Origin of the sequence: Azospirillum brasilense (assembly GCF_001315015.1) — a bacterium.
GTDB classification, from domain to species: Bacteria; Pseudomonadota; Alphaproteobacteria; order Azospirillales; family Azospirillaceae; genus Azospirillum; species Azospirillum brasilense.
Map to the genome: position 1 here is coordinate 21,279 of NZ_CP012917.1, position 24,755 is coordinate 46,033.

A 24,755-nucleotide genomic window follows, 5' to 3' on the forward strand; every position below is an offset into this window, starting at 1 on the left:
CAATGCCTCCCCAACTCCCCGCCCTCTACGAAGAGCCCCCCATGCACACCCCCACCCTGTTCGACAGCGTCTTCCTCGGCGGCTTCGAATGCTCGACGCACCGGCGGCACGACGGGCGCCGGCTCGACCTGATCGCAGCGACCGGCCACGACCGGCTGGCCGCCGAGGACTACCGGCGCATGGCCGCGCACGGCCTGCGCAGCGTGCGCGACGGCGTGCGCTGGCACCTCATCGAAACCACGCCAGGCCACTACGACTGGTCCAGCCTGCTGCCCATGGTCCGCGCGGCGCGGGAGGCCGGGGTCCAGGTGATCTGGGACCTCTGCCATTATGGCTGGCCGGACGACATCGACATCTGGCGCCCCGCCTTCGTGGAGCGCTTCGCCCGCTTCGCCGGGGCCGCCGCCGCCCTGCTCCGCGACGAGGGCGTGGAGGCGCCCGCCTATTGCCCGGTCAATGAAATCTCCTACTGGGCCTGGGCCGGCGGCGACATGAAGCGCTTCAACCCGATGGCCGAGCGCCGCGGGGCCGAACTCAAGCATCAGCTCGTCCGCGCCAGCATCGCGGCCATCGACGCGATCCGCGCCGCCGACCCGCGCGCCCGCATCGTCCAGGTCGATCCGGTCATCAACGTGCTGCCCCGCCCCGACCGCAAGGGCGACGCCGGGGCGGCGGAGGAGGCCCGGCTGGCCCAGTACGAGGCGTGGGACATGATCGGCGGCCACGCCTGGCCGGGGTTGGGCGGCAAGCCGGAGTATCTGGACGTGATCGGAGTTAACTACTACTCCGACAACCAGTGGTTCCTGAAGGGTGGCACCATCGGGCGCGACGACCCGCGCTACCGTCCCTTCGCCGACATCCTGGCGGAGGTCCACCGGCGCTACGGCCGCCCGGTCCTGGTGGCCGAGACCGGCGCCGAGGGCGACGCCCGCGTGCCCTGGCTCGACTATGTGACGGGGGAGGTGATCGCGGCCCTGAAGGCCGATGTGCCGGTGGAGGGAGTCTGCCTGTACCCGATCCTCGACTATCCCGGCTGGGCCAACGATCGCCATTGCGAGACCGGCCTCTACGGTCTGTGCGACGAAAAGGGCGGGCGTTGCCTCCATCAACCGCTGGCCGCGGCGCTGGAGCGCGGACAGGCCCGCATCGGCGCGCTGCTCGGCCAGCCACAGTTCCAGGCGGCTCAATGAGCGGTTCCAGCACAGACGCCATCCCGGACCGTCCCGGCCGCTTCCTGCTGCGCTACATCCGGCGGCGGCCCTGGTCGTTCGGCGGGCTGTTCTCGGTGATCGTGGCGGCGGCGGGCTGCGCGGTCGCCGTGCAGTACGGGATGAAGCTGCTGATCGACGCCATGGCCTCCCCCGACCGGGCGGCGGCGGACGTCTGGACTCCGCTCGGCCTGTTCCTCGGCTTCATCGCGGCGGAGAACGTGCTGTGGCGGCTGGGCGGCTGGCTCGGCTGCCGGACGGTGCTGGCGACCGGCGTGGACATGCGGCTGGACCTGTTCCGCCACCTGACCGGCCATTCGATGCGCTACTTCTCGGAGCATCTGGCCGGATCGCTGGGCAACCGCATCGCCGCCACCGAGAACGCCGCCACCACCATCTTCCGCACCCTGACCTGGAGCATCGTCCCGCCGGTCACCGACTTCCTGGGGGCGGTGCTGGTGCTGCTGACCATCCATTGGGGCATGGCGGCGGCGCTGGTGATGTTCGCCGTGGTGGTCGCCGTCGCCATCGTCGGGCTGGGGCTGCGCGGCCGGACGGTTCACCACGCCTTCGCCGAACAGTCCGCCCGCACCAACGGCGAGCTGGTCGACGTGGTGTCCAACGTCTGGACGGTGAAGGCCTTCTCCGCCCGCGGGCGCGAGCGCGAGCGCCTGCGGCAGGCCTTCACGGTGGAGGCCGGGGCGCACCGCCGCAGTTGGATGCATCTGGAGAAGACCCGCGTCGTCCACGACGTCTGTCTGTGGGTGATGGCCGGGTCGATGCTGCTGTGGGCGCTGCTGCTGTGGCGGGACGGCACGATCACCACCGGCGACGTGGTGATCGTCAGCGCGCTCACCTTCCGCATCCTGCACGGCTCCCGCGACCTCGCCTTCGCGCTGGTCACCGCCACCCAGCAGGTCAGCGCCATCGACGAGAGCCTGCGGGTGATCGCCCGCCCCCACGACGTGCTCGACCCCGTGCCCGCCGAACCCGCCAAGCCCGGTGGCGGCACCATCGCCTTCGAGCGGGTCTCCTACCGCTATCCCGAAGGGCGCAAGGTGCTGGAGGATTTCAGCCTGACCATCCCGGCCGGGCAGAAGGTCGGGCTGGTCGGGCCGTCGGGGGCCGGCAAGTCCACCATCATCAGCCTGATCCAGCGGCTGGACGACGTGCAGCGCGGCGACATCCTCATCGACGGCCAGCCGCTGACCGCGCTCGCCCAGGACGACCTGCGCGCCAAGATCGCCGTGGTGCCCCAGGACATCGCGCTGTTCCACCGCCCGATCCTGGAGAACATCCGCTACGGCCGCCCCGACGCCAGTGACGAGGAGGTGTTCGAGGCCGCCCGCCATGCCTTCTGCGACGGCTTCATCCGGCAGTTGCCGGAAGGCTACGGCACGCTGGTCGGCGAGCGCGGCGTGCGGCTGTCGGGCGGGCAGCGGCAGCGGCTGGGCATCGCCCGCGCCTTCCTGAAGAACGCGCCGATCCTGATCCTCGACGAGGCGACCTCCGCCCTCGACACCCAGTCGGAGCAGGAGATCCAGGCGGCGCTGGCCAATCTGGCCCAGGGTCGGACGGTGGTCGCGGTGGCTCACCGGCTGTCGACCGTGTCGGCCTTCGACCGCGTCCTGGTCCTGGTCGACGGCCGCATCGCCGAGGACGGCCATCCCACCGAGTTGCGGCGGCGCGGAGGACTTTTCAACTCCCTGTGGCAGCTCCAGGCGCAGGGCTTCGCGGCGGAATAGTCGGAGCCGCCCGGCGACCCCCGCACCGTGGCGCGGGAGCCGCATCAGCCGGAACGGTTAGGGAAAACGGACCTTCGACGAGCTATCTTTCCGGGCCCGGTGTGTTAAGACACCAGACGCAACCTCGCCGCGGCCCGAAAGCTCGATGAAAGCCACGACCGACGATAGCAGCCTTGAGATTCAGACCCTTATTCCGTCCGAAATTCACGGAGCCGGCGCATGACGGACCTGCCGGTGATTGGCGGGCCGGGGATTGGCGGCCCGGCAATCGGGGGCGACCTGGATTTCCTGTCCGGCGGGGGCGAGATGGGAGAGCGGATGCGCTCCCACGACTGGGCGTCAACGGCGCTCGGCCCGCCGGAGGGTTGGCCGCAGAGCCTGCGCACCATCGTCAGCGTCGTCCTGTCCTCCCGGCAGGCGATGTTCGTGGCCTGGGGGCCGGAACTGTCCTTCCTCTACAACGACGGCTACGTGCCGATCTTCGGGGCCAAGCATCCGGAGGCGCTCGGCCGTCCCTTCGCCGAGGTGTGGTGGGACATCTGGCCCCAGATCAAGCCGCTGGTCGACCGCACGCTGTCCGGCGAGGCGTCCTGGTACGAGGATCTGTTGATCCCGATGGAGCGCCGGGGTTTCCGCGAGGACGCCTGGTTCACCTTCTCATACACCCCGGTGCGGGGCGAGGACGGGCGCATCCCCGGCATGTTCTGCGCCGCCATCGAGACGACCTCGCAGGTGCTCGCCGCCCGGCGCACCGACTTCCATCTGAAGCTGGAGGCCCGGCTGCGTCAGCTCTCCAATCCGTTCGCCGTGGCCGCGGCGGCGGAAGAGGCTCTGGGCCGTCACCTGGGAGTCAGCCGCGTCGGTTACGGCGTGGTCGACGAAACCGCCCGCTTCTTCACGACAGAGCGGAACTGGACCGACGGCAGCGTCGACCATCAGGCCGGCACCCATGATCTGCTGAGCTTCGGGCCGGAGCTTCTGGACACGCTGCGCAGCGGCGGGACACTGACCATCCACGACGCCGCAGCGGACCCGCGCTTCGCCGCGCCGGACCGGCAGGCCGCCTTCGCCGGGATGAACATCGCCTCCGCCATCACCACCAGCCTGGTGAAGAACGGGCGGATGGTCGCCGCCCTCTACGTCCACGACCGGAAGCCCCGGCACTGGCACCCGGACGAGGTCCGTCTGGTGGAGGAGGTGGCGGAACGCACATGGTCGGCGCTGGAGCGCGCCCAGGCGGAGGAATCGCTGCACCGCGCCAACGCCAGGCTGGCCGCGGAGGGGGAGCAGATGCGCAACCTCTTCCGGCAGTCGCCCAACTTCATGTGCGTGCTGCGCGGCCCGGACCATGTGTTCGAACTGGCCAACGACTCCTACCGGCAACTGGTCGGCGACCGCCCCCTGATCGGCAAGCCGGTGCACGAGGCCATGCCGGAGGTCGCCGGCCAGGGCTTCTTCGAGCTGCTGGGCCGCGTGTACGACAGCGGGAAGCCCTTCGTCGGGCACGCCCTGCCGGTGCGGGTCGTCCGCCAACCCGGCGCGCCGGTGGAGGAGCGCTTCATCACCTTCATCTACCAGCCCATCAAGGACGCCGACGGGCGGGTGACCGGGATCTTCTGCGAGGGCAGCGACGTCACCGAGGCCAAGCATGCCGAGGACGCGCTGCGCGACCTGAACGCCACGCTGGAGCAGCGCGTCGCCGACCGCACCGCCGACCGCGACCGCATGTGGCGCCTGTCCACCGACGTGATGTTGGTGGCCCGCTTCGACGGCACCATCAACGCCGTCAATCCGGCCTGGACCAGTCTGCTGGGCTGGACGGAGGAAGAGTTGGCGGCGCGCAACTTCTTGGACTTCGTGCATCCCGACGATCTGGGGCGCACGCGGGCCGAGGCGGCGCGGCTGGGCACCGGGCAGACCACGCACCGCTTCGAGAACCGCTACCGCCACAAGGACGGTCATTACCTCTGGCTGTCCTGGGTCGCCGTGCCGGACGACCGCTTCATCCACGCCGTGGGCCGCGACATCACCGCCCAGAAGGAGGCCGACGCCGCCCTGCGGCAGACCGAGGAGCAGCTTCGCCAAGCCCAGAAGATGGAGGCGGTCGGCCAGTTGACCGGCGGCGTGGCGCACGACTTCAACAATCTGCTCCAGGCGCTGGAAGGCTGCCTGTTGATGATCGGGCGCCGCACCGGGGAGCCGCAGGTCCATGCCCTGCTCGACGCCGGGCAGCAGGCGGTGGGGCGCGGGGCCAAGCTGGTGCAGCAGCTCATGGCCTTCGCCCGGCGCGACAGCCTGCGCCCGGAATCCATCGGCGTGCGCGAGCGGGTGCTCGCCATGTCGGCCCTGCTGGAACGGGCGCTGCGCGCCGACATTGCGCTGGACCTCCGCCTCGGCGACGATCTCTGGCCCGTCGAGGTGGACCCGACACAGTTCGAACTGGCGGTCATCAACCTCGCCGTCAACGCGCGCGACGCCATGCCGTCCGGCGGGCGGCTGACGGTGGAGGCGGTCAACAGCGTGTTTGCACCCGGCGATCCGCGGGGAGTGGAAGGCGAGTTCCTGCACCTGTCGGTGTCGGACACCGGCTGCGGCATGCCCGCCGCGGTGACCGCCCGCGCCTTCGAGCCGTTCTTCACGACGAAGGACCTCGGCAAGGGGACGGGGTTGGGGCTGGCCCAGGTCTACGGCCTCGCCCGGCAGGCCGGCGGCACCGCCTGGATTGACAGCGCGCCGGACCATGGCACGACGGTGCATCTGCTGCTCCGCCGCTCCGGAGTGGCCCCGACGATGGAGCCCGCCCTTCCCGCCGCCATCGTGCGGCCGTCGGTTGGCGCGCGGCGCCACGGCCGCGTTCTCGTGGTGGAGGACGATCCCATCGTCGCCATGACCGTCAGCACGGCGCTGGAGGACGCCGGGTTCGCCGTGCTGTCCGCCGCGAACGCCGAGGAGGCGCTGCCCCACCTGGCGGACGACGGGGTCGACGTGCTGCTGAGCGACGTTGTGATGCCCGGTGCGATGAGCGGCATCGACCTGGCCCGCGAAGCCCGCGAGCGGCGACCCAGCTTGCCGGTCATCCTGGCGACCGGCTACAGCGAGGACATCGCCCGCGCCACCGGCATCCCGGTGCTGGCGAAGCCCTACCGGATCGACGAACTGGTCGGGCGGATCGACGCGATCCTGATGGGCCAAGTCGAGGACTAAAGAAATCGGGGAATAAAAAAGGCGGAGCCCCCAGGGGGACTCCGCCTTGGCCGGCCGCGATCCGGTTGCTCAGATGTGGTCGGAGGACAGGATGGCCTCGGCGTCGCCGCCGGTGCCGCGGCCCGGCAGGACCGCGTTCAGGACGACGCCCATCACCGCCGACAGCGCCATCGACGAGACGACGAAGCCGCCGTCGCCGAACTTCAGCGACGCCCCGCCGATGCCGATCACCAGGATGGTCGAGGAGATCAGCAGGTTGCGCTTGTCGCCCAGATCCACCTTGCCCTCGATCAGCGTGCGGATGCCCGAGGACGCGATGACGCCGAACAGCGCGATGGAAACGCCGCCCATCACCGCCGTGGGGATGCTCGACAGGAAGGCCGACAGCTTGCCCACGAAGCCCAGGATGATGGCGAGCGTCGCCGCCCCGCCGATCACCCACACGCTGAAGACGCGGGTTACCGCCAGCACGCCGATGTTCTCGCCGTAGGTCGTCGCCGGGGGACCGCCCAGCGCGCCCGCCACCATGGTCGCCACGCCGTCGCCGAACACCGAGCGGTGCAGGCCCGGATCGGCGATGAAGTTGCGGCCGACGACGCGGCTCAGCACGATCTGCCCGCCGATGTGCTCCGCGATGGTGACCAGCGCCACCGGCGCCACCAGCAGGATCATCGCCCAGGCCGACACGCCCTCCTTCATGCCGGAGAACAGCAGATGGAAGTCGGGCATGCGCAGGAAGGGTGCCGCGGCGACCGGTCCGAAGTCGACCATGCCGAAGACCACGCCCAGGACGTAGCCGGTCAGGATGCCCAGCAGGATCGGCACCACCGTGAAGAAGCCGCGCAGCACGATCGAATAGAGGAAGATGCTGCCCAGCGTCGCCAGCGCCAGCAGGAAGTGCGGCAGGCTGTATTCGCCGCCGCCCGCGGTGTTCTGCGCCATGCCCACGGCGACCGAGGCGAGGCCGAGGCCGATCACCACGATCACCGGCCCGACGACGATGGGCGGCAGGATGGCCAGCAGCCAGCGCACGCCGAAGGCACGGATCAGCAGGGCGACGGCCACATAGACCGCCCCCGCCGCGCAGGCTCCGACCAGCGCGCCGCCGGTCCCGCCGATCTGAGTGGCGGCGACGATCGGGCCGATGAAGGCAAAGGAGGAGCCCAGATAGGCGGGCAGCCGCCACTTGGTGAAGGCCAGGTAGATCAGGGTGCCCAGACCGCTGGTGACGAGCGCCACCGACGGGTCGAGACCGGTGAGGATCGGCACCAGCACGTTGGCGCCGAACATGGCGAACAGGTGCTGGAGGCTGAGCAGGAGGAAGGTGGCCGGGGGCGGACGGTCGTGGACGTCCAGCACCCGGTCGCGCGGGGCTGTCATGAACTGCGGTTCCCGTATCGGTGGTTGCACGGCAAGGGTTACTCCGCGACGGCCTGCCCGGTCAAACGCCACCATGCGGAATTTTTCGGCAGATACCTTCCACGGATGCCCAACGCCACCATCGGGGGCGTGAAATCATTCACCCGTTGCCTCGCCATCGCCCTTTTGTTAGTGTGGGTTTTAATCAAAATTTCCATTACCAGACATGAAACTGCGTTCCCGCTTGCAAGGCGGGGATGATGCTTCTGTTTTTTAGAATGGCTGACCGCATGGCCGACGAACTGTTTGCTCAACTCACCGACACCCTTTCGTCGGCGAAGACCGTGGAAGACCTGACCCGGCCCTTGCTGTCGCTTCTGGAACTGGTGACGGAACTGGAAGCCACCTACCTCACCCGGATCGAGCTGGAACACGGCATCCAGCGCATTCTCTTCTCCTGCAACACCAAGACCCTGACCATTCCCGAAGGGCTGGCCGTTCCGTGGGAGGGCACGCTGTGCAAGCGGGCACTCGACGAGGGCAAGCTCTATACCGACGACGTGCCCGGCTGCTGGGGCGATTCCGAGGCGGCGGCGGCGCTGGGCATCCGCACCTATGTCAGCACGCCGGTCCATCTCGACGACGGCAGCCTGTTCGGCACGCTCTGCGCCGCCAGCTCGGAGCAAAAGCCGCTAACCCCCAAAGGGGAGCAGGTGCTGCGCCTGTTCGCCTCGCTGATCGCCCTTCATGTGCAGCGCGAACAGCTTCTAAACCAGTTCCGGGACCTGAACGCGGCGCTGGAATCTTATTCCTACACCGACGCGCTGACCGGCCTGCCGAACCGGCGCGCCATCGTCGCGGAACTGCACCGGCTGTTCGCCATGGCCGAACGGGCTGGCCAGAGCGTGCTGATCGGCTTCATCGACCTGGACGGTTTCAAGGCCATCAACGACACCCACGGGCACGAGGCGGGCGACGCGTTCCTGACCAAGGTGGGACAGCGCATCGGCGCGGGGCTGCGGGCGGGCGACACGCTGGGCCGGCTGGGCGGCGACGAATTCATCATCGTCGGCATGGGCGCCACGCCCGGCGCCGAGGGGGAGGATGCCGCCGACGCGTTGCGCGAGCGGGTGGAGCCACTGATCCGCGGCGTCTACCGCCTGGACAGCTGCGCCTTCGACTATCCAGGTGCAAGCGTCGGGGTGGTCAGCGCCGACCCCGGCACCACGACGCCCGACGACGCGCTGCGCGCCGCCGACGCCGCCATGTATGTTCAGAAGAAGATCCGGCGGGCCGCCCGGGCCTGAAGTCCGGGCCAGACACCGCCCGCGGTGATTGTCGGCGCCTTACGGGCCGCCGGCCGCGCTCCACGGATCGGGAGCGGTCACTTCGTAGGGCTGGGCGACGCCGCCCATCGACATCGCGTGGACGGAATTGCTGCTGAAGCCGCAGGCCTGCTCCGGATTCACGCTGTTGTTGGGGCGGAAGGCGTAGGGCCGCGGGGCGTCGGGCGACACGGAGGTCGCCTTGGTGCGCACGACCAGCCCGTGGCCCGACGGAACGCTCTGCTCCACCCACACCCACAGGACATCCGGATTGTCGCGGAAGCGGGCCAGCAGGGTGGATAGCGCCTCCGTGCAGGCGGCGTGGTCGAGCTGGTGGGCGCCGCGGTCGATGATCGCCGAGGCCGGTCCGGACGACGAGGCGTCCGCAGGGTTCCAGGTGAACGCCATGAGGCCGGACAGCGCGATGCCAGCGATGGAGGTTCCCCAGAGAACTCCGGAATCGAAACCGGAATCACCGTGACGGCTGGAATGATCGCGCATCGTGGTCCCTCATACAAAACAGTCAACCGCTGCAACCGGCGTCCGCTTGTCCCCATCTGTTTGACAGGAAGGCAGGCCCGTGACCTTGATCCAGAACAAGCACCTTACGGTCTCATCCTGTTCGTTGTTTATTGTGCACCGCAACATCCGCCCGTCAACACCCACCGGAAGCATGGCAGGGCTGATTCCGCGCGCTTTCACGCCAGCGTGGCGATGACCGCGGCAATTTGCCGCTCCTCCGTGCCGGAGCACCGTAACGACCGGTGGATGCGCCTCCGGCCGGCAGGCTTCCAGACAACGGGCCCGGCGGCGCCATGGTTCCCTACCGCCATCCAATTCGCCAATAAAGTCAGTTGGTTATAATTACGCACATTCAGAATTACAAACGAAGCCCACCCCTCAATCCCACGTTTGACGGGTCGATTGCGGACAGGCGGACGCCATTCCCTTTCGCCCGCGCCGCCGCCGCGCGCTATGGTGCGCGCGGCGACCAGTGGACCGGCAAGAGTCCGGGGCGCCCGCAAGAAGAACACGAGAACCGGAAGGGACGAGCATGAGTGACGAGACCCCCAGCCGCCGCGCCGCCGCGGCCTTCGCCCAGACCGCGGAAACCGGAACGCCGGTGGCCTTCGCGGATCTGGTGGCGCTGCTGGAGCGCATCTTCCTGCGCCACGGCACGTCGGAGCGGGTGGCGGCGATCCTGGCGGAGAACTGCGCGTCCTGCGAGCGCGACGGCTCGACCAGCCACGGCGTGTTCCGCATCCCCGGCTATGTCGGCTCGCTGAAGAGCGGCTGGGTGGACGGTCGGGCCGAACCGACGGTGGAGGAGGCCGGTCCCGCCTTCCTGCGCGTCGACGCCGCCAACGGCTTCACCCAGCCCGCCTTCCTGGCCGCCCGCGACCGCTTTCTGGAGATGGTGCGCGACAACGGCGTTGCTGTGATGGCGATCCGCAACTCCCACCATTTCAGCGCCCTGTGGCCGGACGTCGAGCCCTTCGCGCGGGAGGGGCTGGTGGCGCTCTCCTTCGTCAACAGCTTCGCCTGCGTCGTGCCGCCGGGCGGCAAGGCCGCCGTCTACGGCACCAACCCGATGGCCTTCGCCACCCCGGTCGCCGGCGGCGACCCGATGGTGTTCGACCAGGCGGCCAGCTCCATGGCCAACGGCGACGTGCGCATCGCGGCGCGCGAGGGGCACGCCATCCCCGCCGGTTCCGGCGTGGACCGCGACGGCAAGCCGACCACCGACCCCAGGGCCGTTCTCGACGGCGGCGCCCTGCTGCCCTTCGGCGGCCACAAGGGCGGCTCCATCGCCTTCATGATCGAGGTGCTGGCGGCGGCGCTGACCGGCGGCAAATACTCGCGCGAGGTCGACTGGTCGGCCCATCCCGGCGCCGAGACGCCCTGCACCGGCCAGCTCTTCATCGTCATCGACCCGGAGCGCGGCGGGACCGGGGCCTTCGCCGACCGCGTCGCCGGCCTCATCGGGAACGTCAGGGAAGCGGGGCAGGACCGCATGCCGGGCGAGCGCCGCTACGCCCGCCGCACCCGCACCCTGCGCGACGGCATCCCGCTGGCCCCCGCCCGGCTGGCCGAGCTGCGCGCCCTGGCCGGCGACGCCTGATACCGAAGGCGTTTGATGGCCTCCATCAAACGCCTTCGGTTCAAACCCGACAGCACATGGCGCAGCCATGTGCGAAAGGGTCATACGGCCGGCCGATCATGGAACTGTACATGTGCCGGCCGTATGACGCCCCTTCCCTCCTTCCAACCCGGTCGGTTCCCGCCATGACGACGCCCACCATCGCCACCCTCTCCCGCCAGCTCGACGACGGCGCCACCACCAGCCGCCAGCTCGTCGATTCCGCCCTCGCCGCCATCGCGGCCGGCGGCGAGGAGGCGCGCAAGACCTACACCGCCCTGCACGCCGAGCCGGCCCGCGCGGCGGCGGACGCCCAGGATCTGCTGCGCCGGGCCGGGCAGCACCCCTCCCCGCTGGCCGGCCTGCCGATCTCGGTCAAGGACCTGTTCGACGAGGCCGGGCACGTCACGCGGGCCGGGTCGCGGGCGCTGGAGGACGCCGTCCCGGCCAGCCGCGACGCCGACGCCGTGGCCCGGCTGCGTGCCGCCGGTGCGGTGGTGGTGGGCCGCACCAACATGACGGAGTTCGCCTTCTCCGGCGTCGGCATCAACCCGCATTACGGCACCCCCGGCAACCCCGCCGATCCCGCGCGCATTCCCGGCGGCTCGTCGTCGGGCGCCGGGGTGTCGGTGGCGGCCGGCCATGTCCCGCTGGCGCTGGGCACCGACACCGGCGGCTCGATCCGCATCCCGGCGGCGCTGTGCGGCATCGTCGGCTTCAAGCCGACCCAGCGCCGGGTGTCGCTGCGCGGCGCCCTGCCGCTGTCCTGGTCGCTCGATTCCATCGGGCCGCTCGCCCGGACGGTGGAATGCTGTGCCATCGCCGACGCCGTCCTGGCCGGCGAGGCGGAGTGGGTGCCGCCGCCGGTCGGGCTGGCCGGGCTGCGCTTCGCCGTGCCGCAGACGGTGGTCCTCGACGGCATGGAGGACGCGGTGGCCACCGCCTTCGACGCCGCCTGCCGCCGCCTGTCCGAGGCCGGGGCGCGCATTATCGAGATTCCCATGGCGGAGCTGGCGGAGATCGGCCCGGCCAACGCCAAGGGCGGCCTGCCCGCGGCGGAGGCCGCCCATTGGCACCGCGACCTGCTGGCGGAGAAGGGCGACCTCTACGACCCGCGCGTCCGCGTCCGGATCGAGCGCGGCCAGACCATGAGCGCCGTCGATTACATCGAGGTGACGCAGCGCCGCGCCGACCTGATCGCCCGCACCGACCGGACCACGGCGGACTACGACGCGCTGCTGATGCCGACCGTGCCGCTGCTCGCCCCGCGCATCGACGCCTTCGCCGAGGACGCGGAGTTTGCGCGGCTGAACCTGCTGCTGCTGCGCAACTGCGCCCTGTTCAACTTCCTGGACCGCTGCGCCATCAGCCTGCCGATGCAGCGCGCCGGCGAGTTGCCCAGCGGCCTGATGCTGGTGGGTGCTGCGGGGGCCGACCGCCGCCTGCTGTCCATCGCCGCCGCGGTGGAGCCGGTGGTGGGCGCCTGACCCGAGGGGGCGACCCGCCCCCTCACAATCCCAGGGCGCAGCCGTCCTTGCGGTGGTCCGAGCCGGCGATCAGCAGGCCGGCGGCGTGGTCGATCCAGATCGCCTGCCCGCCGCCCATCGGCTCGTCCCGGCGGACCACCGCGTGGCCGCGGCGCGCCAGTTCGGCCGCGGTGTCCTCCGCCACGGTGGGCTCGATCTCCAGGACGCCGTTGAAGGCGAAGCTGCGCGGCTGGTCGATGGCGGTCTGGACGTCCAGCCCGCGGTCGAGCACCGCCGACACGAAGGCGCCGTGCCCGGCCGCCTGGTAATGGCCGCCCATCACGCCGAAGGGGCAGACCGCGCGCCCGTCCTTGCGGATCAGGCCGGGGATGATGGTGTGCAGCGGGCGGCGGCGCGGCGCCAGGGCGTTGGGGTGCCCCTCGGTCAGGCGGAAGGAGGTGCCGCGGCTGTGCAGGAGCACGCCGGTCGCCGGGTCGAGCTGCACGCTGCCGAAGCTGTGGAAGATCGAGTTGATGAAGGAAATGGCGTTGCCGTCGCGGTCGACCACGCTGAGGCAGACCGTGTCCTTGTGCTCCGCCTCCGTCCACAGCGCGGGGGCCTGGGCGCGGGCCGGGTCGATGCGGCGGCGCAGCGCTGCCGTCGCCTCCGCCGACAGCAGAGCCGCGGCGGCGTCCGGTCCGCCGCCCCCAACAAGAACGTCACGGTGGTGGTAGGCGAGCTTGGTCGCCTCGGCGTGCAGATGGTGGCGGTCGGCGTCGCCGACCGACGGCGACAGGTCGAAACCGCCCAGCGCGTTGAGGATCATCAGCGCGGCGAGGCCCTGGCCGTTGGGCGGGCATTCCAGGATTTCGTAGCCGCGGTACTCGGTGGCGATCGGCGTCACATACTCCGCCCCGCCCTGCGCCGCCGCGAAGTCGTCCAGCGTGTGCAGCCCGCCGCGGGCGCGCAGGAAACCGACCAGCGACTCCGCCGTGGCCCCCGTGTAGAAGGCCGCCGCCCCGTGCGCCGCGATGTCCCGCAGCCGCTGGCCGAGCAACGGCTGGGCGTGACGCTCCCCGGCGCGCGGCGCGCGGCCGCCGGGCAGGAAGACGGCGCGGCAGCCCTCGTCCGCCGCCAGCAGGGGCGCCGCCGCCGCCCAGTCCTGGGCCACCCGCGGGGAGACGCCGTAGCCCTCCTCGGCGTAGCGGATGGCGCGCAGGAAGACCCGGTCGAGCGGCAGCCGCCCGTGGTCGGCGTGCAGCCGCGTCCAGGCGGCGACGGCGCCCGGCACGGTGACGGCGTGGGCGCCGTGGCGCGGGATCTCGCCGGTGACGCCCAGCCCGGCCAGACGCTCCACGCTCGCGGCGGCGGGAGCGCGCCCGCTGCCGTTCAGGGCGACCACCTGGCCCCCGTTCGCCGGGGCGTAGAGGGCGAAGGCATCGCCGCCGATGCCGGTCATGTGCGGCTCGACCACGCATTGCACCGCGACGGCGGCGATGGCCGCATCCACGGCGTTGCCGCCCGCCGCCAGGATCTCCAACGCCGCCGCGCTGGCCAGCGGGTGCGAGGTGGCCACCGCGGCCTCCGTCGCCACCAGCGCCGACCGTCCGGGCCGGCAGAAGTCACGAATCACGACGGGGCGCCCTCCGGAACGGGAAACGGGTCAGTGCGGGTCGCGGCGCAGGGGGATGACGCGGCGGTTCCGGACCTCCGGCTCCTTCGCGGCGTGGATCTGCACCTTCTTGAGCTGGATGACGTACCGCTCGGCGCCGTTGACCATCACGGCGATGACGGTCGGCCCGTTCGCCCAGTCGCTGGGCACGAGATGAAGTTCCTTGATGCGGGCGGTTCCGGCGGTCAGCTCCGCAAGGTCGAGAACCTCGTCCCCGGCGCGGAACCCCAGATATTCATCGACGATCATGGCGTCCGGCGGCAGTGTCTTGGCGGCAGTGACCCCAAGCCTATCAGCACGGCGGGCGGCGGGCCACCGTGCAGGCCGCCGCCCGGCGCTTTTTCATAGGAAGCCTTACGAACGGCGCGTCATACGGCGACGCGCGTCAGGTGGCGATGCGCGTCATATGATTGTCCCAACGGAAGTCGGCCAGCCGCAGCCCGTCGCCCGGCAGGTCCGGCGTCGCGCCGACCGTCCGGAGATTGCCGAGCCCGCTGCTCGCCAGGAAGCCGTCGCCGTCCGGGGCGATGCCGCAGCCGTCGGGCAGCGCCGCCGACCCCAGCCACGCGCCGGTGGCGTCGTCCCACAGCCCGATGATGCCGCCCTTGGGCGAGCTGGCCGCGACCTTGCCCTTGTCGGCGGCGACGCTGCCGATGTAGCCCTCGAAGCGGGACAGCTCGTCGTCCGGAGTCTCGAACAGGCGCACCGCGCCGCCCCCCGGACGGTGCGTGCCGGTCAGCGGCTGGAGCATGCCGACGGGCCGCTCGTCCTGCGCGCCGAAGGCGATCCCGCCGTCGGCCAGGGCGGCGATGTGGCGGATGCCGAGATTCGCGTGCTCCTCCGGCAGGCGCACCTGATCGAGCAGCTTCCCGCTCGCCACCTCGACGTAGGTGATGGAGGAGTCCATCTCGTCCAGGTTCAGCTTGGCCCGGCCGGTGTCCGGGTGGGTGATGACGCCGCCGTTGCCGACCGCCAGGACCGTGCCGTCCGCGATCATCAGAAGCTCGTGCGGCCCCAGCCCGTGGGTCGGCATCGCGCCGACGCGGCGGTAGCCGTCCATCGCGTCGTAGACGCCGATCGACCCGGTCTCGCGCGGCACGTCGTCCTCCGCCACATAGAGCAGTCGCCCGTCCGTGGAGAAGGCGCCGTGGCCGGTGAAGCGGCGGTCCTCCGGCGCGCGGATCACCGGCCCCGGACGGCCATCAACCAGCGACAGCGGCATGAACCAGCGTCCCGGACGGCGGGCGAAGGCGACGGCCTCAGCCCGCGCCGGGTGCGTGACCACCCCGTGGGCGCGGCCCGGCGTCGGGGTGGTGAAGCGCACGCCGCCTGCGCCATCCAGCGCCGCCACACCATACTCCGGCGCGGCCGCCGCGGTGGCGTAGGCGTTGAGGAACAGCGTGCCCCCCGCGGTCTCCGCCCGCGCCGGCCCCAGGAGAGCGCCAAGCAGACCGCCTCCAAGCAGGCCGCCACCAATCAGGAGCAGAGTGCCCCGGCGGGTCGCATCCATCGCTCAGTCTCCATCCAGTTCGTTGAAGCCGATGCTGATGTCCAGCAGCGGCGCGACGGTGCCGGTCAGCAGGTTGCGCAGGTCCTTGGCCCGTTGCAGGGTCGCCTCCACGGTCTTGCGCTTGGCCGGATCGGCGACGGCGACGTTGATCGGCGCGGGGATCGCCTCGGCGGCGCGGATCGCGGCGGTGAAACCCTCCTCCAGCGCGCGGCGGGCCTGGGCGCCGGGGTCGCCGGCGGGCAGCAGCGCGGTCAGGCCGGGGCCGCCGCCCTCGCCCAGCAGCAGGGCGCGCAGCGCCTCCAGGTTGATGCGGACGTTGCGGGCCGACTGGCCGCTGCGCAGCGCCTCGGCCACCGCCGGCTTGGCCTCCCCGGCGTTGGGGCCGAGCGGCGCCAGAAGCTTCTGGTCGGCGACCACCTGCAGGGCGGTGAGCGACCCGGTGAAGAGGGCGTTGACCGCGGAGCCCGCGTCGGGGCCGAGCGCGGTCGCCTCCCCAGCGGTCAGCGGCGCCTCCAGCGCCTTCCAGCCGTCGCGGACCTCGCGGGCGATGGCGAGAACGTTCTGCGCCACCGCAGCGGCCAGCGCGCCGCGGAAGCGCCCGGCCTCATCCCCCTGGAACGACGCGGCGGTGACGCCCTCGTCGAACAGCAGCCGCTCCAGAGCGGTCAGCCCCTGCACCGCGGCGCTCTGGCGGGCCAGCCCGCCCGGCTCCAGCAGCTTGGGATCGCGGGCCTTCAGCATGGCGAGGATCTGGCGCTGCACCACCCCGGCCCGTTCCGGCCAGAAGGCGATGCGGTCGGCGCGCAGTTCCATCGACAGCGGCCCGGCGCGCAGGTGCTGGACGCCGGCCCAGGCGTCGTAGACGGCGCGGTGGGCGGCGCGACAGCTCTCCAACCCGTCCGCCGTCGGCGCCGCGGCGAACTGGTCCAGCCGCTCCGCGTAGATGCCGGCGGCGGAAGCCAGCGCGTCGAAGCGCGGCAGGGCGTGGGTTCGGACCAGCCCGCCCAGCACGGCGGCGTCCCCCGCCGGCTCCCGCGCCGCCAAGGCGAGCTTGCCCGGCAGGAGGATCGACAGGGCGGCGGCCGACATCAGGCCGATCATGCGGCGGCGTTGCATCTCATCACCTATGCCATTCAAACCGTGTGGACTTTAGAGCCCCAGAACGAAACGCACCAACTTTTCGCGGTCGCCGCGCGGCAGCGCCATGAAGGCGCCGCGCGCCTTGTCCGCCTCGCCGCCGTGCCACAGGATGGCCTCGGTCACGCTGCGCGCCCGCCCGTCGTGGAGCAGGGCCAGCGTGCCGTCAGCGTCGGCCAGCCGCTTCATCCCCCACAGCGGCGTCGTGCGCCAGTCGCGGCCCCGCGCCGCGCCCATCGCCACGCCGTCGGCCAGATCCTCGCCCAGGTCGTGGAGAAGCAGGTCGCTGTAGGGGAAGATCGTCCGGCGCGACAGCGTGGGATGCGCGGCGTCCTCCGCCGTGGTGAAGGAGGGGCGGTGGCAGGACGCGCAGCCGGTGGCGGCGAACAGCGCGCCGCCCGCCGTGTCGCGCGGCGCCTCCAGCCCGCCGTCCGGCGGCAGGGTGCGCAGATAGCCGTCGATCAGCCCGATCACCGTGGAGGGGATCTCCAGCCCCTCATACTGCGGGGAGTCGCCGTGCGGGGCGTTCCGGCATTCGGTCTGCGCCGGGGTGCAGTCGCCCCAGGGCTCGGGATAGGCCGGGGTGGACATGCCGATGTCGAGGCTGAAGGCCTCCGAATTCTGGCGGTGCAGCGTCGGGTGGACGGCCTTCCAGCCGAAGCGGCCGAGCTGCCGCGTGCCCTCCGGCGCCACCCAGTTGGGGCGACCGGCGATGCCGTCGCCGTCGCGGTCCTCCGGATCGGCGCCGGCCAGGATGTCGGCTTCGGGGATGCGCTCCAGCAGGCCCATGCCGCGCACGGACGGGGCGATGCGGGCGGAGATCGCCGTCGCCTCGGCCAACGGCCCGTAATTGAGGTCGGTGACGGTTACCACCGGCCGGCGCAGCGTCGTCGTGTCGCCGTCGGGGAAGCGCACCGTCTCCTCGCGGTAGCTCAGGGACGGCTTGCCCTCGATGGCGAAGCCGAGCACCGCGTTGGTCTGGATCTGCCGCCCATAGACGGGGTCCCCGCTGAGCTTCAACGCGTAGCCGACGCCATGGTCGTCGGGCGTGTCGGGATCGGGCGGGCGCCCCTGGCGGGCCGCCGGATGGCAGGCGGCGCAGGAGCGGGCATCGTAGAGCGGCCCCAACCCGTCGTTGGCGTGCGTCACCGTGGGGGCGCTGACCCACATCCGCCGGAACAGCTTTTCGCCGATCCGGGCGTCGAGGTCACCCGCCATTGCCGGCAGGGCCGGCAGCAGAGCGAGCAGGAAGGCGAAGCGGGCTTTCATCGGTCGGGCGGGCATCGGTCGGGCGGAAGGCCCCATCTCATGAAGACGAAAAGGCAGGGCTGCGGCCCCTCCCCCGCGCGGGCGGTCGGCGGGGAGCGGACAACGCCGCCCCACGCGGGAAGGAAGGGCCGCAGCCCATGGTCCGTCGGCTTGCTTGCCGACGTCTTACTTGCCGATGTCTTACTTTCCGACAGCGGACGGGTTGTCGAGGCTGTCCGAACCGGCCAGATCGACCGAGACGCCCAGGGCGGCGACGACGCTTTCCAGGGCCTTCTTCTGGTCGACCAGACGGTCCACCGCGGTCGAAATGATCGCGTTGCCTTCGGCGTTGTCGGTGCCGATCATCTGGTCGTAAGCCATCTTGCCGCTGTCCGCGGTGTCCTTCATGACCTTCATGGCGGCGGTGGTGGCGGTCATCGCCTCCTTCACCTTGGCGTCGGCCTCCGGCGCCGTGGCGGCGACATACTGCGACAGCGACGGACCGGTCACGACCTTGCCGTCCACGCGGGTGTAACGCCCGTTGTAGACGTTCACCATGCCGACCTGGTCGTAATAGTGCGAATTGTGGGTGTTGTCGGAGAAGCAGTCATGCTCCTCCTCCGGATCATGCAGCATAAGGCCGAGCTTCATGCGCTCGCCGGCCAGCTCGCCATAGCTGAGGCTGCCGAGGCCGGTCAGGATGCGGGCGACGCCCTCCGACTCCTTGGCCTTGGCGATGGAGGCGCGGGCCTTGCCCTTGGCGCCCCAGGCCTTGGCCATCTCCTCCAGGTCCTCGACCAGCATCTGGGTAGCGACGGTCAGGAACTGGGCGCGGCGGTCGCAGTTGCCGTTGGTGCAGTCTTTGCCCTTGGCGTAGTCGGTCGCCTTGCGGGCGCCGGCGCCCGGACCCGTGCCGTTCAGGTCCTGGCCCCACAGCAGGAACTCGACGGCGTGGTAGCCGGTCGCCACGTTGGCCTCGACCTTGCCGGCCTCGTGCAACGTGTCGGCCAGCAGCTCCTTGGTGATCTTGCGGGCGTCGATGGTCTTGTCGCCGGCCTTGATCTTCGGGTTGGCGATCACGTTGGCCTTGGCGAAGGGGTTGCTGTCGCCACCGGCGTAGCTGTCGTCCACATAGTCGATCAGGCCCTCGTCGAGCGGCCAGGCGTTGACCTTGCCTTCCCATTCGTCGACGATCGGGTTGCCGAAGCGGAAGGCCTCGGTCTGCATGTAGGGGACGCGGGCGTTCAGCCACGCCGTGCGGGCGGCGGCCAGCGTTGTCTCCGACGGGTTGGCCACCAGCGCGTCGATGGCCTTCTTCAGCGCCTTGGCGGTGCTGGCGGAGTCCTCGTAGCCGGCCTGGGCGATGTCGGCGTAGGTCTTCACCACGTCCTTGTAGGCGGGCTTGGCCGTCTGGGCGTCGGCGGCGAGCGGCGCCAGCGCGATGAGAGCCGCGGCGGCAAGGCCGGAGGCGTGCTTGAACATGAAGGTCTCCTCAAGCGTCGGTGATCGTTGGCGTCACAGCCATGAAAGTGCGAAGCATTCTCAACATGCGCCGCTAATCACTCTCATTGTCAAGATGCAATTGCCAAGCAGGCTGCGCATTGCTGATTTTGCGGCGGAACGCAGGGCCACGGCGGCGGCCCCACCCGGCCGCGCTCACTTCACCAGCGGTTCGTAGCGGGCGTCGGTCAGCGTCTTCATGAAGGCGACCAGCGCCTTGATTCGGCGGTCGTCGAGCGCCGGGCCTTCCTCAAGCTCCTTGATGGAGACGGTGGCGGCGACCTCCGGATTGCCCCAGGGCTTGCCGGTCTCCGGGTTGATCTGGTCGGCCGGCTTGCGGCTGTTGTATTTGTTGTAGAAGCGGACGACGGTCTCCAGGTCCTTGAAGACGCCGTTGTGCATATAGGGACCGGTCACCGCGACGTTGCGCAGGGTCGGTGTCTTGAACTTCCCCTCATAGGCCTTCTGGCCCTTCAGCGCCGGATTTTCGGCCAGCCCGCGGTCGATGTGCGTCGCCGCCACCCCGTTGGCCGCCCGCAGCTCCGCGTTCACCGGCACGCCGATGTTGTGGTACTCGTAGTTGGTGAAGACCTCGTTCGTCGCCGCCGGCATGGCGTTCAGCTTGTGGCAGACGTTGCAGTTGGTGAACTGCTGCGAGAAGAACAGGGTCATCCCAAGTTCCTCCTCGCCGGTCATCTTGTAGTCGCCGCGCAGATAGCGGTCGTACTTGGAATCGAAGGGCGAGAAGACGTCGGTCCTCTCGAAGGCGGCGATGCTGTCGGTCATCGCGTCGTAGGCGCGGTCGGCGTCGTCCAGCACCCCCGCGCCGTAGAGGGCGACGAAGCTGCGCGCGTAGTCCGGGTTCTCCTTCAGCCGCCCCTGCACCTCCGCCTTGGAGGCCATGGCCATCTCGGCGGGGTTGAGCGGCGGACCGCCGGCCTGTTCCTGGAGGGTGGCGGCCCGGCCGTCGTGGAACTGCCCGCCGAAGGGAACCCCGTTGGCCTTGAAGCCGAAGCGCGGGGAAAGGTGAGCGTAGGCGGCGGTCGGCGCGTTGCGGTCGCCCAGCGACTTGCCGTCGGCCCCCAGCGACGCCGCACCGCGCGGGTCGGCGAAGCCGAATTCCGGGTTGTGGCAGGTCGCGCAGGATTGGCTGCGGGTGGAGGACAGGTTGTTGTCGAAGAACAGCGCCTTGCCCAGCTCGGCCTTGGCTTTCTGCAATTCAGCCGGATCGGCGGCCATGCCGGACCCACCGGCGATCAACAGGCCAGCGATCAACAGAGAGGGCAGCGCTGCGGCCGGCGCGGCGTATTTGCCGAACAATGACATCCTGACACTCGCTCCTTGACGGCGGTGGCCCACGGCGGCAATCCATGGCGGGGCCTGCCGGTCAGTATCCATGCCCTTCGGCCTGGATGATAGTTATTCTCATTATCACGAACGTGCGACCTATTGCCACTGGTCGTAGGACCGGCGGGATTAACCCCTCGCCCCGTTCGTCCGGCCCTGTTCCCGGATGGACGATCCGGTCCGGGCGCTTCGCCCTGACGGAAAAGGGTACCCCGACCCGGCTACCGACTCTGCTTCGCCAACCGGTGGGCTTGCCGCCATTCCGGGGCGAGGCGGCACCACCGTCGGGACTCCAAATGCTCCGAACGCCACGAAGGGAGCGGCGGCCCCCACACCGGCGCAATCCCGGCACAATCCGATAATCACTTCAAATTCTAACCATTTCCTTCCAAAGCAATCCGTCCGTCATTCGCCTCCCCACGTGGCGTTCTTCTCCCCGTTTCTTTGACGCGACGCCTTTGCGCATGGCGATGCCCACGCTTTGCCTGAAATCCGTGCGGAAAGTTGCGTTTCGGATGGCTAGGACAACGGCGCAGGCCCGCCGGACTACCCCTATCGATAGGTTTAATAAAATGCCAGCCTTCGCCATCCTTCAAATCACAGACGCCGTGCATTCCCTGAAAATCAGTAATCAGACCCCTCCGCTTCACCGCATTGAAGCGAAACCCCTTCGCATCTCAATTATCAACGGAGACAATCAATGACCCTCTTCGCCAACATCCGCGCCATCATTTCCCCGGTCCAGGCCGCGACCAAGGACCGCAAGGGCATCACGGCCCTCGAATACGGTCTGGCGGCGGCGCTCGTCGCGCTCGTCATCATCGGCGGCGCCCGCACCTTCGGCACCAACGTCAGCACCCTGTTCACCGGCATCGGCACCACGGTCAGCGGCACCTCGACGACCATCCCGTAAGCGCCGCCGCCCCACCCCCCTCCCACGCAAAGTCCCGCCATGGATACGATCGCGCTCTTCGATCCCCTCTCCCTGGCGCTGCCCATGGCGGGACTTGCGCTGGGTTGGGCGGCGGCGGACGACCTGTGCCGGCGCATCATCCCCGACACGGTATCCATCTTCCTCGCCACCCTCGGCCTCGCGCTTCCGCTCTGGCAGGGCGCGCCCTTTCCCTGGGGCAGCCTTGCCGCCGCCGCCACGCTCCTCCTCGTTCTGTGCGCCCTGCACGGTCGGGGCTGGCTGGGCGGAGGGGACGTGAAACTGGCCTCGGCCATCCTGCTGCTGGTCGGGGTGGAACGGGCCGCATCCTTCGCGACCGCGACCGCGCTGGCCGGCGGAGTGCTCTCCCTCCTTTATCTCGCCGGGTGGCTGGCTCTGCGCAACGCACGACCGACGCGCCGGCTGCTGCGCCGCTTCGGCGGGCTCACCGGCCCGGCCCGCCTGCTGGCCCATGTCCTGGCGGCCGAGGCGCACCGCATCGCCACCCGCCATTCCGTGCCCTACGGCGTCGCCCTGGCCGCCGGCGGGCTGCTCACCCTCTCCAACCCCACCGGAGGCGCGGCATGGTTCTGAGAGTGCTTTTCCTGTCCCTGCTGCTCGTCGGGCTCTCGCTGGTGGGCTACGTGTCCTTCTCGATGCTGCCGGCCCCGACCGCCGCCGTCGCGGTCCCGGCGCCCCAGGCGCCCATGGACTCCGTTCTGGTCGCCGCCCGCCCGATCTCCACCGGCATGCTTCTGCGCGCCGAGGATCTGCGCTGGGAGCCCTGGCCGCCGGGCCGTCTGGTGGACGGCTACATGGTGCGGGGCCGGGTGGCGGAAAGCGCCTACAGCGGCGCCGTCACCCGCCGGTCCTTCGCGGCGGGCGAGCCGATCATGGCCGGGCACATCGTGGCGCCGGGGGAGCGCGGCTTCCTCGCCGCCGTCCTGTCGCCCGGCAGCCGCGCCGTCTCGGTCGCGGTGGACGCGGTCAGCGCGACCGGCGGGCTGATCTGGCCCGGCGACCGCGTGGACCTGATCCTGACCCAGAATTTCGAATCCCAGGCGGGGCGCGACCTGCGCAGCCGGGCGGTCGGCGAGACCGTGCTCCAGAACCTGCGCGTCATCGCCATCGACCAGCAGCTCGGCGAGGCCGGCATGGCGAAGAACGGGCCGGACGGGCGCGTTCCCCGCACCGTGACTCTGGAGGTCACCGCGCGCCAGAGCGAGACGGTCACCGTCGCCGCCGCGATGGGAAAGCTGTCGCTGGCGCTGCGCAGCCTGCTCGCCGACGAGACCGCCCTCGCCGTCGGAGATGCGGAACCCGCCTCCCCGCCGACCTGGGCTGAGGACGTGTCGCCCGCCCTGCGCCAGCTTCCCGCACCCCACAGCGCGGAGGCGCCAGCCGCCCGCCGCCCGCCGCTGCTCATCATCCGCGGCTCCAAGACGGAAACGCTCGAACGCTGAACCGGCGCGCCGACCCAGGGGGGACGAATTCATGACGATGGCAACCATCAACACCACAAGCCGGGTCACGGCCTTCAAGTTCATGGGGGCGGTCCTTCTCGCCGGGCTGTTCGCGGCGCTGGCCGCGACGCCCGCCCAGGCGCAGCAGCGCCCCCGCGAGATCACGCTGGAGGTCGGCGGCGGACAGCCGGTCAACCTGCCGGCCCCGGCGGCCAGCGTCTTCACCTCCGCCCCGGAGATCGCCGATGTGCAGGCGTCCGGCCCGCAGGCCTTCTTCATCGTCGCCAAGACGCCAGGGCGGGCCAGCGTCTACGCCCTGTCGGCGGACAACAAGCCGCTCGCCTCCTTCAGCGTCGTCGTCACCATGCCCATCGGCGACCTGCGGTCCAAGCTGGTCGCCCAGGTGCCCAACGCCGCCATCGACGTGCAGAGCACCGGCAACGGAATCTCGCTGACCGGCACCGTCTCCTCCCCCGCCACGGCGCGGCAGATGGTCGAGCTGGCCGAGCGCTACGTCGGCCAGGGGCAGACCGTCACCAACCGCCTGACCATCGCCGCCCCCGCCCAGGTCAACCTGCGGGTCCGCGTCGCCGAGGTGTCGAGGCAGGTGACCAAGGAACTGGGCGTCAATTTCGAGAGCATGTTCAACATCGGCTCCTTCGCCTTCGGCATTGCCACCGGACGGACCATCCTGGACGCCGCCGGCAACCTGATCCGCGCCGCGCCCCCGACCAACTCCTTCGGCGGCAGCTACCGCTCCAGCAACGGCCGGGTGGACATCAACACGGTGGTGGACGCGCTGGCCGAGGACGGTCTCATCACCGTGCTGGCCGAACCGAACCTGACCGCCCTGTCCGGCGAGACGGCCAGCTTCCTGGCCGGCGGCGAGTTCCCCATCCCGGTCGCCCAGTACGACCGCACCACCACCATCCAGTTCAAGAAGTACGGCGTCAGCCTGGACTTCACCCCCACCGTTCTGGGCGGCGGCCAGATCAGCATGCGCGTCCGCCCGGAGGTCAGCGAGCTGACCAACAACGGCGCCGTCGTGGTCGACTCCATCCGCATCCCCGGCCTGTCGGTGCGCCGCGCCGAGACCACCATCGAGCTGGCCAGCGGGCAGAGCTTCGCCATCGCCGGCCTGCTCCAGAACAACACCTCGGCGACGCTGGACGCCGTGCCGGGGCTGGGCGACGTGCCGGTGCTGGGGGCGCTGTTCCACTCCAGCAAATTCCGCCGCAACGAGACGGAGCTGGTCATCGTCGTGACCCCCTACCTCGTCCGTCCGGTGTCCGCCGCCAACGCCCTGTCCGCCCCGACCGACGGCTTCGTCGCGGCGACCGACGTGGAGCGCATCTTCCTGAACCGCGCCCAGAGCCTCCAGCCCCCGCCGGGCGGCGGCAGCGCGGCTCCGGCCGCCCCGCTCGCCGCCCCGATGGCGATCGGGCCGGGCGCCGCCCGCCTGCACGGCGATGCCGGCTTCAGCCTCCAATGACCCCTTTC

Annotated in this window: 19 protein-coding genes; 10 read left to right on the top strand and 9 right to left on the bottom strand. The window is 70.6% G+C overall.

The annotated features are described in order from the left end of the window. Nucleotides 1-41: 41 nt before the first annotated feature. The 3 genes from AMK58_RS25005 to AMK58_RS25015 all read left to right on the top strand — a co-directional run bounded on the left by AMK58_RS25005 (nt 42) and on the right by AMK58_RS25015 (nt 6,157). Complete coding sequence (locus AMK58_RS25005) at nt 42-1,190, top strand: beta-galactosidase (RefSeq protein ID WP_059399594.1); 1,149 nt, start codon at nt 42-44, stop codon at nt 1,188-1,190. Then, nucleotides 1,187-2,953: an ABC transporter ATP-binding protein gene (locus tag AMK58_RS25010; RefSeq protein WP_035682807.1), complete on the top strand. Its 1,767-nt coding sequence runs from the start codon at nt 1,187-1,189 to the stop codon at nt 2,951-2,953. The genes AMK58_RS25005 and AMK58_RS25010 overlap by 4 nt, the downstream gene beginning before the upstream one ends. Nucleotides 2,954-3,172: 219 nt before the next feature. Next, the gene (locus AMK58_RS25015) at nt 3,173-6,157 is read left to right on the top strand and encodes a PAS domain-containing protein (RefSeq protein WP_051140967.1); all 2,985 of its coding nucleotides are present in this window, start codon (nt 3,173-3,175) and stop codon (nt 6,155-6,157) included. Between the two features lie 69 nt (nt 6,158-6,226). On the opposite strand, the gene AMK58_RS25020 is transcribed toward AMK58_RS25015, so the two are convergent. Then, nucleotides 6,227-7,537 (bottom strand): solute carrier family 23 protein, encoded by a 1,311-nt coding sequence (locus tag AMK58_RS25020; RefSeq protein ID WP_035682809.1) that lies wholly within the window; start codon nt 7,535-7,537, stop codon nt 6,227-6,229. Nucleotides 7,538-7,806: 269 nt separating this feature from the next. On the opposite strand from AMK58_RS25020, the gene AMK58_RS25025 reads away from it, so the two are divergent. After that, on the top strand, nt 7,807-8,823 hold the full coding sequence (locus AMK58_RS25025) for a sensor domain-containing diguanylate cyclase (protein ID WP_035682812.1): 1,017 nt from the start codon (nt 7,807-7,809) through the stop codon (nt 8,821-8,823). A gap of 39 nt (nt 8,824-8,862) precedes the next feature. Here AMK58_RS25025 and AMK58_RS25030 read toward each other — a convergent pair whose 3' ends face one another. Continuing rightward, on the bottom strand, nt 8,863-9,342 hold the full coding sequence (locus AMK58_RS25030; RefSeq protein ID WP_035682814.1) for a hypothetical protein: 480 nt from the start codon (nt 9,340-9,342) through the stop codon (nt 8,863-8,865). A gap of 553 nt (nt 9,343-9,895) precedes the next feature. Here AMK58_RS25030 and AMK58_RS25035 point away from each other — a divergent pair. After that, nucleotides 9,896-10,963 carry an Ldh family oxidoreductase gene (locus AMK58_RS25035; protein WP_079285404.1) on the top strand — a complete coding sequence of 356 codons (1,068 nt, stop codon included), beginning with the start codon at nt 9,896-9,898 and terminating at the stop codon, nt 10,961-10,963. A gap of 164 nt (nt 10,964-11,127) precedes the next feature. Next, entirely contained in the window at nt 11,128-12,468 is a 1,341-nt protein-coding gene (locus AMK58_RS25040; RefSeq protein WP_059399595.1) for an amidase, read from the top strand. A 22-nt stretch (nt 12,469-12,490) separates the two neighbouring features. Here the strand turns inward: AMK58_RS25040 and AMK58_RS25045 are convergent, their stop codons facing one another. The 7 genes from AMK58_RS25045 to AMK58_RS25075 form a co-directional block, all read right to left on the bottom strand. Then, nucleotides 12,491-14,077, bottom strand: a complete 1,587-nt coding sequence (locus tag AMK58_RS25045) for a gamma-glutamyltransferase family protein (RefSeq protein WP_059399722.1) — start codon at nt 14,075-14,077, stop codon at nt 12,491-12,493. A 33-nt stretch (nt 14,078-14,110) separates the two neighbouring features. Beyond that, complete coding sequence (locus tag AMK58_RS25050; RefSeq protein WP_035682832.1) at nt 14,111-14,368, bottom strand: hypothetical protein; 258 nt, start codon at nt 14,366-14,368, stop codon at nt 14,111-14,113. A gap of 136 nt (nt 14,369-14,504) precedes the next feature. Further along, nucleotides 14,505-15,629 carry a DUF1513 domain-containing protein gene (locus AMK58_RS25055; RefSeq protein WP_059399596.1) on the bottom strand — a complete coding sequence of 375 codons (1,125 nt, stop codon included), beginning with the start codon at nt 15,627-15,629 and terminating at the stop codon, nt 14,505-14,507. Nucleotides 15,630-15,632: 3 nt separating this feature from the next. After that, the gene (locus AMK58_RS25060; RefSeq protein ID WP_236778366.1) at nt 15,633-16,745 is read right to left on the bottom strand and encodes an imelysin family protein; all 1,113 of its coding nucleotides are present in this window, start codon (nt 16,743-16,745) and stop codon (nt 15,633-15,635) included. 33 nt (nt 16,746-16,778) lie between these two features. Next, complete coding sequence (locus AMK58_RS25065) at nt 16,779-18,035, bottom strand: di-heme oxidoredictase family protein (protein WP_059399597.1); 1,257 nt, start codon at nt 18,033-18,035, stop codon at nt 16,779-16,781. 180 nt (nt 18,036-18,215) lie between these two features. Beyond that, complete coding sequence (locus AMK58_RS25070; protein ID WP_035682838.1) at nt 18,216-19,496, bottom strand: imelysin family protein; 1,281 nt, start codon at nt 19,494-19,496, stop codon at nt 18,216-18,218. Between the two features lie 174 nt (nt 19,497-19,670). Next, the gene (locus AMK58_RS25075; RefSeq protein ID WP_035682840.1) at nt 19,671-20,840 is read right to left on the bottom strand and encodes a cytochrome-c peroxidase; all 1,170 of its coding nucleotides are present in this window, start codon (nt 20,838-20,840) and stop codon (nt 19,671-19,673) included. Between the two features lie 721 nt (nt 20,841-21,561). On the opposite strand from AMK58_RS25075, the gene AMK58_RS25080 reads away from it, so the two are divergent. Genes AMK58_RS25080 through AMK58_RS25095 form a run of 4 tightly spaced genes read left to right on the top strand, consistent with a single transcriptional unit; the run spans nt 21,562 to nt 24,747 of the window. After that, on the top strand, nt 21,562-21,774 hold the full coding sequence (locus tag AMK58_RS25080; RefSeq protein ID WP_051140969.1) for a Flp family type IVb pilin: 213 nt from the start codon (nt 21,562-21,564) through the stop codon (nt 21,772-21,774). Between the two features lie 39 nt (nt 21,775-21,813). Then, nucleotides 21,814-22,386, top strand: coding sequence for a prepilin peptidase (locus AMK58_RS25085; RefSeq protein ID WP_059399598.1), 573 nt, complete (start codon nt 21,814-21,816; stop codon nt 22,384-22,386). Continuing rightward, complete coding sequence (gene cpaB / locus AMK58_RS25090; RefSeq protein ID WP_211107378.1) at nt 22,377-23,255, top strand: Flp pilus assembly protein CpaB; 879 nt, start codon at nt 22,377-22,379, stop codon at nt 23,253-23,255. The genes AMK58_RS25085 and cpaB overlap by 10 nt, the downstream gene beginning before the upstream one ends. 31 nt (nt 23,256-23,286) lie before the next feature. Continuing rightward, nucleotides 23,287-24,747 (top strand): type II and III secretion system protein family protein, encoded by a 1,461-nt coding sequence (locus AMK58_RS25095; RefSeq protein ID WP_059399600.1) that lies wholly within the window; start codon nt 23,287-23,289, stop codon nt 24,745-24,747. Nucleotides 24,748-24,755 lie beyond the last annotated feature (8 nt).

Coding starts and splice junctions, on each gene's coding strand:
- AMK58_RS25070 (WP_035682838.1), bottom strand. CDS start 19,496: ATGTTCAAGCACGCCTCCGGCCTTGCCGCCGCGGCTCTCATCGCGCTG.
- AMK58_RS25035 (WP_079285404.1), top strand. CDS start 9,896: ATGAGTGACGAGACCCCCAGCCGCCGCGCCGCCGCGGCCTTCGCCCAG.
- AMK58_RS25055 (WP_059399596.1), bottom strand. CDS start 15,629: ATGGATGCGACCCGCCGGGGCACTCTGCTCCTGATTGGTGGCGGCCTG.
- AMK58_RS25040 (WP_059399595.1), top strand. CDS start 11,128: ATGACGACGCCCACCATCGCCACCCTCTCCCGCCAGCTCGACGACGGC.
- AMK58_RS25095 (WP_059399600.1), top strand. CDS start 23,287: ATGACGATGGCAACCATCAACACCACAAGCCGGGTCACGGCCTTCAAG.
- AMK58_RS25030 (WP_035682814.1), bottom strand. CDS start 9,342: ATGCGCGATCATTCCAGCCGTCACGGTGATTCCGGTTTCGATTCCGGA.
- AMK58_RS25015 (WP_051140967.1), top strand. CDS start 3,173: ATGACGGACCTGCCGGTGATTGGCGGGCCGGGGATTGGCGGCCCGGCA.
- AMK58_RS25025 (WP_035682812.1), top strand. CDS start 7,807: ATGGCCGACGAACTGTTTGCTCAACTCACCGACACCCTTTCGTCGGCG.
- cpaB (WP_211107378.1), top strand. CDS start 22,377: ATGGTTCTGAGAGTGCTTTTCCTGTCCCTGCTGCTCGTCGGGCTCTCG.
- AMK58_RS25085 (WP_059399598.1), top strand. CDS start 21,814: ATGGATACGATCGCGCTCTTCGATCCCCTCTCCCTGGCGCTGCCCATG.
- AMK58_RS25005 (WP_059399594.1), top strand. CDS start 42: ATGCACACCCCCACCCTGTTCGACAGCGTCTTCCTCGGCGGCTTCGAA.
- AMK58_RS25065 (WP_059399597.1), bottom strand. CDS start 18,035: ATGAAAGCCCGCTTCGCCTTCCTGCTCGCTCTGCTGCCGGCCCTGCCG.
- AMK58_RS25080 (WP_051140969.1), top strand. CDS start 21,562: ATGACCCTCTTCGCCAACATCCGCGCCATCATTTCCCCGGTCCAGGCC.
- AMK58_RS25060 (WP_236778366.1), bottom strand. CDS start 16,745: ATGCAACGCCGCCGCATGATCGGCCTGATGTCGGCCGCCGCCCTGTCG.
- AMK58_RS25010 (WP_035682807.1), top strand. CDS start 1,187: ATGAGCGGTTCCAGCACAGACGCCATCCCGGACCGTCCCGGCCGCTTC.
- AMK58_RS25075 (WP_035682840.1), bottom strand. CDS start 20,840: ATGTCATTGTTCGGCAAATACGCCGCGCCGGCCGCAGCGCTGCCCTCT.
- AMK58_RS25020 (WP_035682809.1), bottom strand. CDS start 7,537: ATGACAGCCCCGCGCGACCGGGTGCTGGACGTCCACGACCGTCCGCCC.
- AMK58_RS25050 (WP_035682832.1), bottom strand. CDS start 14,368: ATGATCGTCGATGAATATCTGGGGTTCCGCGCCGGGGACGAGGTTCTC.